This is a genomic window from Planococcus donghaensis MPA1U2 (assembly GCF_000189395.1).
Lineage (GTDB): Bacteria > Bacillota > Bacilli > Bacillales_A > Planococcaceae > Planococcus > Planococcus donghaensis_B.
Window position 1 is genome coordinate 248950 of the sequence record NZ_AEPB01000032.1, and the last position, 9482, is coordinate 258431.

At 40.6% G+C, this 9482-nt stretch carries 5 protein-coding genes; all 5 read left to right on the top strand.

The features are described from left to right. Positions 1 to 19 precede the first annotated feature (19 nt). The 5 genes from GPDM_RS10035 to GPDM_RS10055 all read left to right on the top strand — a co-directional run bounded on the left by GPDM_RS10035 (position 20) and on the right by GPDM_RS10055 (position 9476). Positions 20 to 1927, top strand: a complete 1908-nt coding sequence (locus GPDM_RS10035; protein WP_008431070.1) for an ATP-dependent DNA helicase — start codon at positions 20 to 22, stop codon at positions 1925 to 1927. 53 nt (positions 1928 to 1980) lie between these two features. Then, positions 1981 to 3486: a carboxypeptidase M32 gene (locus GPDM_RS10040; protein ID WP_008431072.1), complete on the top strand. Its 1506-nt coding sequence runs from the start codon at positions 1981 to 1983 to the stop codon at positions 3484 to 3486. A gap of 619 nt (positions 3487 to 4105) precedes the next feature. Beyond that, positions 4106 to 4864 (top strand): SDR family NAD(P)-dependent oxidoreductase, encoded by a 759-nt coding sequence (locus tag GPDM_RS10045; RefSeq protein WP_008431074.1) that lies wholly within the window; start codon positions 4106 to 4108, stop codon positions 4862 to 4864. Positions 4865 to 4961: 97 nt separating this feature from the next. After that, complete coding sequence (locus GPDM_RS10050) at positions 4962 to 8543, top strand: dynamin family protein (protein ID WP_008431076.1); 3582 nt, start codon at positions 4962 to 4964, stop codon at positions 8541 to 8543. Positions 8544 to 8546: 3 nt separating this feature from the next. Beyond that, positions 8547 to 9476 (top strand): sulfurtransferase, encoded by a 930-nt coding sequence (locus GPDM_RS10055; protein ID WP_008431077.1) that lies wholly within the window; start codon positions 8547 to 8549, stop codon positions 9474 to 9476. The last annotated feature ends 6 nt before the right edge of the window (positions 9477 to 9482 follow it).

Genomic DNA, 9482 nt, shown 5'->3' on the forward strand with positions numbered 1-9482 from the left:
TCTCTGTGAGGAGAGTATTATGAGACAACCACTACCATTTGCGTTATCAAAAGATAAAACTTTCTTTGAATCACTCAATGATTGGATCGGCGATGTATTTTACGATGAATTACCTGAAAAAGGCTATGATCTTCGCGATGAACAAATTTTTATGTCTTTTCAAATCGAACAGGCATTAAAAGAAAAATCGGTTTTGTTTGCTGAAGCAGGAGTTGGAACTGGAAAAACGATGGCGTACTTGTTACCGGCTATCGCGTATGCTCGTTACACGGGGAAGCCTGCACTTATTTCATGTGCAGATGAAACTCTGATTGAACAATTGGTTAAAAAAGGCGGCGACGTTGACCGTTTAAATGAGTTGTTTGATTTGAATTTGGATGTTCGTTTGGCAAAGTCACGCGATCAATATTTATGTCTTCAGCGTTTAGAAGGCGCCAAAAAACGAATCGACGAAGACTTTGTATTTGATATTGAAGACAGCTTACCGGAATTTGTTAACAAAACATTTTCCATGCAAAATACGTATCCTTACGGTGAGCGTTCGAGCTATCCGGAAGTAACAGATGAAGAATGGCAACAAGTTAATTACCACCCAATTCAAAACTGCAATGCTTGTGAATTGAGAAACAAATGCGGACAAACCATTCACCGCAATCATTACCGCCAAGCGACAGACTTAGTGATTTGTTCGCACGATTTTCTGATGGAACATATTTGGACAAAAGAAACGCGTAAACGCGAAGGGCAAACACCACTGCTTCCTGAATTCTCTCAAATTGTGTTAGACGAAGGACATTTACTAGAATTTGCAGCACAACGTGCATTAACGTACGAAGTGCAAGAAAGCACATTGCAAGATGTGACAGAAAGCATTCTTTCAGATGGTATGCGTGAAAAGACGTTAAATATGATCGAGCAAACAATAGATCTTCACAATGAATTTTTCCGTTTGTTACGCATTCATACAGTGAAAAGTGATGAAGACCGTAAAGCCATTACAAAAGATCCTGAATTGGTCAAAGTCGGCAATATGCTCGTTCGCCACATTGATTTAATGTTAGAGGAATTTGTTTTTGAAGGCGAGCTTTTCACCATTCCTGAATACGAATTGCGATTGGCGGAAGAGTATTTCGAACAATACACATTCTCAATGCGGTTGTTTGTAGAAGAAGGCGACGCAGTAACATGGTTAGAAATTAAAGACGAAATAGAGACACTTGTAATTATGCCACGCTTAGTTACAGATATATTAGATGAAAAATTATTTGATGGAAAAATTCCAATCACGTTTTCTTCGGCTACATTATCTATTCAAAAAGATTTTACGTACTTGTCGGATAGCCTAGGAATCGATAAATTCCAATCATTCTCAGTGCCATCTCCATTTGAATATGAAGATGTGATGAAAATCTTTAAGCATCCTTTAGAACAACAACAAAAATTTGAACGCGTCTACGACTTGTTTAGCACAGGAGATCAAACACTTGTGTTGTTCACGTCAAAAGTAGACATGGATAATTTCAAAAAGTCACTCCCACTAGATCACCAATATGCCATTGAGTTTGAAGGAGACCGCGAATTATCAACGGTTGTCAAAGAATTTCAACAAGGGAAATTCCAGATTTTATGTTCGTATCACTTATGGGAAGGGTTGGATTTACCAGGGGAAGCATTAACAAAAGTAATTATTGTTGATTTGCCGTTCCCACCGAAAGATCCTGTATTTGATGCAAAACGTAAATTTAGTAACAACCCATTAGAAGAAATCGATTTGCCTTTCATGCAACTTCGCATTCAACAAGGAATTGGGCGGTTGATCCGGACTTCAAAAGATTATGGAGAAATTCATTTATTGGTGAACGAAGAAGAATTGCGCGTTGAACATTTATGGGAAACCATCTTGCCAGTGCCTGCTGAGAATTTTTAAGTGAGCTGCACAGCTATGGTACAATGGTCTCAGTAAACATAGGGGGGATTTAGTTGTCACTTGAAAAACGTTTTACAGAACACTTCAGTAAAATCAGAGGCTATAAAGAAGCCATTGCCTTATTGTATTGGGATTTGCGTACAGGTGCTCCAAAAAAAGGAGTGGAACTTCGCTCAGCAACCATCGGAACCTTATCTAGTGAACTTTTTAAATTATCGACTTCAAATGAATTTGGCGAACTGCTTTCTTCATTAGAAGCCCAACAGGAAACGATAGATCCTTACATTCGTCGCTCTGTAGAAGAAGCGCGAAAAGAATACAATTTAAGCAAAAAAGTTCCACCAGAAGAATACAAAGAATTTGTCATTTTAAAATCGAAAGCTGAGTCGGTATGGGAAACAGCTAAACGAGATTCGGATTTCTCGTTGTTTCTTCCTTACTTAGAAGAATTGGTCAGCACAACGAAGAAAATGGTTAGTTATTGGGGAGAGAAAAACGGCAGTACGTACAATACGCTGCTCGATCAATACGAACCTGGCATGACCACAGAAATTTTAGATGATGTGTTTGGCAAGCTCCGTAAACGTATTGTGCCATTAGTACAAAAAATTGCAGAATCGCCTAATAAACCAGAAACGGCATTTTTGTATGACCATTTCCCAAAGCAAGCACAGCAAGATTTCAGCCGAGAAATGTTGGAGCAACTTGGCTATAGTTTTGAAGCAGGTAGACTAGACGAAACCGTACATCCGTTTATGATTTCAATCAACCGTCAAGACATTCGCGTGACGACTAAGTACGATGAAAGTGATTTCCGCACAGCGGTATTTGGCACAATTCACGAAGGTGGACATGCGATGTATGAGCAAAATCTAGGAGACAATCTAGCGGGATTGCCGATAGAAACAGGTGCTTCGATGGGGATACATGAATCACAGTCATTGTTTTGTGAAAACTTTATCGGACGCAATGAACATTTTTGGCAGAAAAACTTTGATTTGTTGAAAGAGTACGCTCCTAATCAATTTGCTTCTGTTGAATTGGTAGATTACGTACGCGCAATTAATGAGTCTAAACCATCCTTAATTCGCATTGAAGCAGACGAATTGTCTTATGCATTGCATATTATGGTACGTTACGAGCTTGAAAAAGGGTTGTTTAATGGAGACTTGAAAGTTAGCGATCTGCCACAGCTGTGGAATGATAAGTACGAAGAGTATTTAGGAGTACGTCCGTCCAAAGATGCAGAAGGTGTCTTACAAGACGTTCATTGGGCAGGCGCAAGCTTCGGGTATTTCCCATCTTACGCTCTTGGCTATATGTATGCAGCACAATTCAAAAACGCTATGCTAAAAGAGTTGCCGAATTACGACGAATTGTTGGCAGAGGGGAACATCACTCCAATTCGCGAGTGGCTAACGAAGAACATTCATCAGTATGGCGCTTTTAAAAAGCCTATGGATATTTTAAAAGATGTGACTGGAGAAGGTTTGAATCCAGCTTACTTAGCCGACTACCTAGAAGAAAAATATACGAAGATTTATCAACTAAACGAGTAAACAGAAACCGCCGTGATAGTCACGGCGGTTTCTGTTTTTAGACAAAAGAATTATTATGTTAGTTAACGAATGAATATTCATCTCATCCTATATACTGGATCCTTCGCTCCATGCGGACGCTTTCCGCGGACGAAGCGCTGAGTCTCCTCGTCGCAAGCTCCTGCGGGGTCTCATCACTCCGTTTTTCCGCAGGAGTCGCCGCATTGCGCTTCGGATCCTTGTGTGATTACTCGTCAATCCTCTTGAAAATAAATTCGCTGGTTACTCTCTCTAATTAGGACAATATGCTAACAACCGTTCTGGCCACGAAGACTCCGGGACAGCGAAAGCTGAAGACCCCGCAGGAATAGCATTGGCCGAAGCCTGCGAGGACAAGCTTTTGCGACGAAGCTAGCGCAGCGATGCAGGAGCATGGGTTTTCAGTGACGAGGAGGCTGAAGCTGAGCCCATGGAAAGCGCAGTGGCTGGAACGGTTGTGATTATACAAAACTATACATTTTCAATAGACTTTGTCTACAGTCTGAAACCGCCGTGGTAAGTCACGACGGTTTTTTTGTAGTTTATAGAACAGGACAAATAGCGAATGTTGTGACTATAATAAAAGTGGAGGCGATTATACATGTTGAAATCATTTAGTTTAGAAAACAAGACGGCTATCGTAACCGGTGCCGGCAAAGGAATTGGCAAAGCAATCGCAATGGCGCTTGCAGAAGCAGGAGCTAATGTCATGTTAGTAGCAAGAACCGAATCAGACTTGCAGCAAACACAGCAAGACATAAACAATGATCGAACATCTTACATAACAGCAGACATTACAAAGCGCAGCGACATTCAAGCAGCAATCGATAAAACAGTCGACCATTTTGGAGCGCTTGATATTTTAGTGAACAACGCAGGGATGAATATCCGGTCGTCATTAGCCGATGCGAATGACGCCGAGTGGCATCAAATTATGGATACGAACGCACAAAGCGTCTTTATGTTTTCACAAGAAGCGGTAAAGAAAATGGCAAGTGGCAGTTCGATTATTAATATTAGCTCGGTTGGAGGCGATCGCGCATTAAAAACAGGTGTGATTTATGCGGCGTCTAAAGCGGCAATTATTCAAATGACAAAAGTTATGGCAATGGAATGGGGACCGAAAAACATTCGCGTCAACGCGATTGGACCGTGGTACTTTAAAACCCCATTAACAGAGAAGATTTTAAGTGACCCTGAATACTTAGATTCGATTCTCGCAGTGACACCGATGAAGCGTGTTGGAGAGTTACCGGAAGTGGCTTCACCTGTTGTGTTTTTAGCTTCAGATGCCGCAAGTTATATTACCGGACAGACACTTTTTGTCGATGGTGGGATGTCGATTCACGGATTTTCATAAGAAACGCAACATCCTTCTCAAATTTGGGAAGGATGTTTTTCGTTAACCCATAAAAATGATATGATAGAGAGCAGTAAGCGGAGAAGGAGATTTCGAAATGACAGTTGTTGATCATAAACAAGAATTACTTGAAACGGCACATCTCTATAAGATCTTCAAAGACAATGAAGACACAGAGCGTGAAGCCAAAGCGCATTTATTTGCAAAAAAGATTTTAAAAAATAATTTCATTATTGGCTTTGCCGGACATTTTTCATCTGGGAAGTCATCTATGATCAACGCATTGACGGGCGAGACCTTGTTGCCATCGAGTCCGATTCCAACGAGTGCGAATATCGTCAATGTCCAAAAAGCAGATACGGATTTTGCCATCGTCAATATGCGCAATGAAAAACCGGTTTACTTTCCAGAGAATTACGATTTTAACGCGGTGAAGGAATTTTGTAAAAATGGTGATGTGACGCAAATCGACATCGGACACCAGGCATCGGTATTGCCAAGTGGCATTACGGTCATGGATACACCGGGAGTCGATTCCACGGATGATGCGCACCGTATGTCAACCGAGTCAGCTCTTCACGTAGCGGATATGGTATTTTATGTAATGGATTATAACCATGTTCAATCAGAATTGAATTTTAATTTCACGAAAGAATTACAAAAATACACCGAGCTGTATTTGATCGTCAACCAAATTGATAAGCATCAAAGCAGTGAAATGAGCTTTGAAGATTTTCAACAATCAGTACATGATTCATTCGCGGCATGGGGAGTCGTCCCAAAAGGTATTTTCTTTACGTCATTAAAGGATTTTGATTTTCCAGGCAATGATTTTGACCAAGTGAAAAGTCTCGTTTCGTCGACGATGAAAAACTGGAAAGGTCATATGGGTTCAGCTTCTGAATCTGCCTTGAGTCAGTTAAAAGACGAGCACATCAACTATTTAGAAGATGAAAAACAAGAATGTTTACAAGCATTTTCAAATGTTCTGGAGCCGGAAGAGTGGGAAATGCGTGAGGATTTGAAAAAGGAAAATGCGTTAGTTTCTCGTAGAATGTCTGTTCAGGATTTTGAAAATTGGCAGGCCAAGTTTGAAAAAAGCCGGAAAGAACTACTAGAAAACTCGAATATTATGCCGTACGAATTGCGAAATGCATTAACAAGCTACTTGGAATCGGTTCAGCCGAATTTTAAAGTGGGATTGCTATTTAGTGGCAAAAAAACAGAAGAAGAACGACAAAAACGGCAACATGAAGTGGACGAACGTTTGCAAACGACCGTATCTTCTCAAATTACCAATCACTTAAAAAAATTGATGAAATCTTCGTTAAAAGATGCTGGTTTGTTAACAGATGACGAATCGTTATCTATCGACGACATGACTTTCAATGTGCCATTTTCAGTTGTAGAAGAGCAAATTCCGACAGGCGCTTCTGTGACAGGAGACGCAGTATTGAATTTCGCCAATAGCATTTCTACAGGTGTGCAGCGCTGGTTTATCCGTGAGACAGATGGCTGGAAAAAAGCACAAGAAGAAAAGTTTGAAGGTTTAACAGATGACGCCAATACAGAAATTGATATGAAAGCCCAAACTTTGTCTCAAAAAATGCTTGCGATCCAAACGCTTGAAGAAATGGAAAGCAAAATCGATAAAGTAAAAAAATCTTATTCGGCGATGTTGCCAAAACAAAAAACAGCAGCGGAAGAAAAAGTCGACCAATGGCTAAGTGAATTTGAAGTTTCTATAGAAGAAATGACTGAATTTGATCCTGCAATGCTTGAGAAAGATGAGAAAAAACAAGAAGAGCAAGAACAACAGGTGCATTCTACGGAAGTGGCATCATTTGATGAAGTAGCTGTACTCGAACGGGCCACTCGAACTGCAGAAGTTATTGACCCGATCAAAGGATTTGCGGAAACTGCAGCTTATTTAAAACGAAAAGCAGGTCGTTTAGAAGGACAAGAATTCACCATTGCGTTGTTTGGCGCTTTTAGTGCAGGGAAATCGTCATTTTCGAATGCATTGATGGGAGAAACGGTATTACCTGTTTCCCCAAACCCAACTACGGCAACCATTAACCGAATTCGTCCAGTAAGTGAGCAACATCCACATGAAACAGCAGATGTTCGCTTAAAAACGCGTGCGCAAATGACAGAAGATGTTCAAAATTCTTTCCAAGCTTTAGGCGTTCAAGTTACTTCACTAGAAGATGCTTTTGAAAAGTCAACAAAACTACCAGAAAATACGCCAACAGAACAACAAGTTCATAAATCGTTTATCACCGCCTTTAACAAAGGGTATCCAGATTTCAAAGACCGTTTAGGCGAAACCCTTCGGACCAATCGTGAAGAATTTGGCTTGTATGTGGCAAAGGAAGAAAAAAGTTGTTTTGTTGATGAAATTGATTTTTATTACGATTGCGAATTAACGCGAAATGGCGTTACGCTTGTGGATACTCCAGGAGCGGATTCGATAAATGCGAGACACACGAATGTTGCTTTTGAGTATATTCGTAACGCGGATGCCATTTTATTTATCACCTACTACAACCATGCCTTTGCACGTGCAGACCGAGAATTTCTGATTCAGCTTGGTCGAGTAAAAGATGCATTTGAAATGGATAAAATGTTCTTTGTTGTCAATGCAATTGATCTTGCTAATGACGAAGAAGAAAAAAATGCAGTTGTTACGTATGTACAAGATGAACTACAGCGTTTTGGCATTCGTTTCCCACGCTTGTTTGGTGTTTCAAGCTTATTAGCGCTGAAAGACCGTGAACATTCAGGTATGCCAGAATTTGAAGAAGCTTTTCAACATTTCTTAAAAGAAGAGCTAAAAGGAATGGCTGTGCAATCGCTCGCAGAAGAAGAGCAAAAAGCAGTCGATCGCTTCCGCAGCTTGATTGAACACACCGAAAAGAACTTATTGCGTAAAGACGAGCGACTAGAAGAGCTTAAACTTCTTGAGCAGCAATTGCGTAAACTTTTCGGCGCATCTATTGCCAAGTTATTAGAACGCGAAGCTCTGCAAGAGTTGGATGAATTGTTGTACTACGTGAACCAACGCGTTTTTTATCGGTTTAATGACTTTTTCAAAGAAGCTTTTAATCCTTCGGTGTTTTCCAACAAATCAGCCCAACAAGCTTTGGATACAGCCTTGCAAGATTTAAATGAAATGACAGGATTTGATTTTCAACAAGAATTGCGCGTAACGAATTTCCGTCTTGCTCAGTTTATCGAAAAGAAATTAGACTCGCGCTTTAAAGAAGACACGAGCAAATTGAAAGAGCAAAATGCCGATTTCTCGTTTACACCTTACGAAGTGCAAGAAGCAGGATCTGTCGAGATTTCAAAACCGTTTGTAGATGCTGATTATTCGTCAGTTAAATCGTATTATAAAAACAATAAGAGCTTTTTCGAGAAAAACGAAAAAGAAAAAATGCGTGACGCGCTGCAAGAATTAATGGAGCCGGATGCGCTACGTTATTTAGAGCAAGAGAAAAAAGAATTAACCAACTGGGCAACGTTTTGGATTGAGCAAGAAGCAGAAGGGTTACGTCAACATATTCTACGTCAAGCTGTCGATCAGATTGATTCGGAACGTACCTTACTTCAACAATCCGAGAAATTAGCGCAATGGAAAGAGCTGTATTCAAATTTGATGGACGGAAGGGTGTAATCGATGTCAGTATTTATCGAAACAACGGATACCGAAAACCATAAATGGATTGATGCACGATTCGATTTAAAAGATTCTTCTGCTGGTAAGAAAGTGTACGAAGAAGAGCATGTGGCAGGAGCTGTTTATTGGGACTTAGAAAAGGATATGTCAGATATGACTGCCAGCGCAGGGCGGCATCCGATGCCTTCTGACGAACAACTAACGCAATTAGTTCGGTCAAGCGGATTGAGCTTGGAGGATTCTATTGTCCTTTATGACCAAGGCGGTTCACCTTATGCAGCGCGAGCTTGGTGGTTATTGAAATACGCAGGATTCCAACATGTTCACATCAGTCAACAAGGATTTGATGCGTTAAAGCAGCGCGGTATTGCAGTGTCTAGTGACATTCCTACAATAGAGTCGTCTACTGTTACACCCAACTTTGTTCGTGATATCTTTGCAGACCAAGCCTATGTTAAAAAAGTCATTAGCGGTGACGAACTAGGTGTATTAGTCGATGCTCGTTCAGCAGCACGTTTTGCAGGGCTTGAAGAACCGATTGATCCAGTTGCTGGACGCATTCCAGGCGCACGTAATTTAGACTGGGCACAGTTTGTGTCAAAAGGGGAATTCCAGTTTACTGGAGATATTAGTACGGTCGTTCAAAAACACGAACCAACTGTTGTTTATTGCGGCAGTGGGGTTACGGCGGCAGCGCTTTATGCCATCATGGCTGAAAAAGGCTATGACCAGTTAAAACTATACATGGGAAGTTTTTCTGACTGGATTACAGACGCTGAAAATGTTGTAGAGTTTGACCGAGGAGAACATCCTGAAGCAGCAGACGATCAAACAAAAGCGATTCTTGCAAAATTGATCGAAGAAGGCTATTCAGGTGAAATGTTGATGAAAAAATTCCAATATGAAAAATCATTATTAGAAGAAAAATAAAAAATT